Genomic DNA, 1,409 nt, shown 5'->3' with positions numbered 1-1,409 from the left:
GGTCACGTCCACTGGCGTGGTGTAAGAGGCGGCCAGCGCTGATCCGTTGGTGTTGATGTTAGGCGGCGATCTCTGCCGATGGGGTGGCGGATTCGGTGTCTTGGCTGGTGGTGATGGGTGCGAGGCGGGCTTTGCGGAGAATTTCCAGGCCCATGTAGCGGCGTCCTTCGGTCCATTCGTCGGTTTGTTCGGCGAGCACGGCGCCGACGAGGCGGATGATCGCGGCCCGGTTGGGGAAGATCCCGACGACGTCGGTGCGGCGGCGGATCTCTTTGTTCAGCCGTTCTTGCGGGTTGTTCGAGCGAATCTGTTTCCAGAGCTCGACAGGGAACGCGGTGAACGCCAAAAGGTCATCGCGGCCGTCGTCGAGGTGTTCGGCCGCGTCAGGGAATCGTTCGCCGATCATGTCGAGTACGCGGGTGAATTGTTGCGCGACGGCGTCGGTGTCGGGCTGATCGAAGATGGTGCGGACCAGGGTGGCCACCCACGGCTGCGCGGACTTGGGGACCTTGGCGAGCAGGTTACGCAGGTAGTGGGTGCGGCAGCGTTGCCAGCCGGCGCCGGGCAGCGCTGCCCCGATCGCGGAGACCAGGCCGCGGTGAGCGTCGGAGATGACCAACCGGACCCCGGACAGGCCGCGGGCGGTCAAGGACCTGAGGAAGGCCAGCCAGCCTGCCCCGTCCTCGTCGGAACTGATGTCCAGGCCGAGAACTTCGCGGCCGCCGTCGGCGTTGACACCGACCGCGACCAAGGCGTGCACGTTGATCGTGCGGCCAGCCTCGCGGACCTTGATGACCAGGGCGTCGACCCAGACGAACGTGTAGGGCCCGGCGTCCAGCGGCCGGTTACGGAACGCTTCGACCTGGGCGTCCAGATGGCGGGCCATCTCCGAGACCTGACTCTTGGACAACTGCTTGATGCCGAGTTGTTCGACCAGCTTTTCGACGCGCCGGGTCGAGACGCCGAGCAGATACGAGGTGGCCACGACCGACACGAGGGCTTGTTCGGCTCGGCGGCGATGCTGCAGCAGCCAGTCCGGGAAGTAGGAGCCGGACCGCAATTTCGGGATCGCCAGCTCAACGGTGCCGGCCCGGGTGTCCCACTCCCGAGCCCGGTAACCGTTACGCGAGTTCATGCGCTCGGGACTGCGTTCGCCGTACTCAGCACCGCACAAGGCGTCGGCCTCGGCGGACATCAGCAGGTCAGCGAAGGTCTTCACCATCTCTCGCAGCAGATCAGGGCTCGCCGATTGAAGATGCTCGCGCAACACCGACGCGACGTTCAGACTCGGTTCTACGGCCATCGCAGGCTTTCTCCTTCGTGATCTTCAGACAATCCGAAGGATCTGCGATGGCCGCCTCTCGTTGACCTAAAAGACCAGGTCATACACCACTTCGGTGGACGTGACC

The 1,409-nt window shown here is 64.9% G+C and carries 1 protein-coding gene; it reads right to left on the bottom strand.

The annotated features are described in order from the left end of the window. Positions 1-58: 58 nt before the first annotated feature. Positions 59-1,303, bottom strand: coding sequence for an IS256 family transposase (locus AB0M88_RS53265; RefSeq protein ID WP_364116336.1), 1,245 nt, complete (start codon positions 1,301-1,303; stop codon positions 59-61). Positions 1,304-1,409: the final 106 nt, after the last annotated feature.

The sequence above is a fragment of the Actinoplanes sp. NPDC051411 genome, assembly GCF_040682075.1.
In the GTDB taxonomy this organism is placed as follows: Bacteria; Actinomycetota; Actinomycetes; order Mycobacteriales; family Micromonosporaceae; genus Actinoplanes.
Note: the sequence above shows the minus strand (reverse complement) of the source record. Positions and strands in the feature narration are given on the sequence as shown.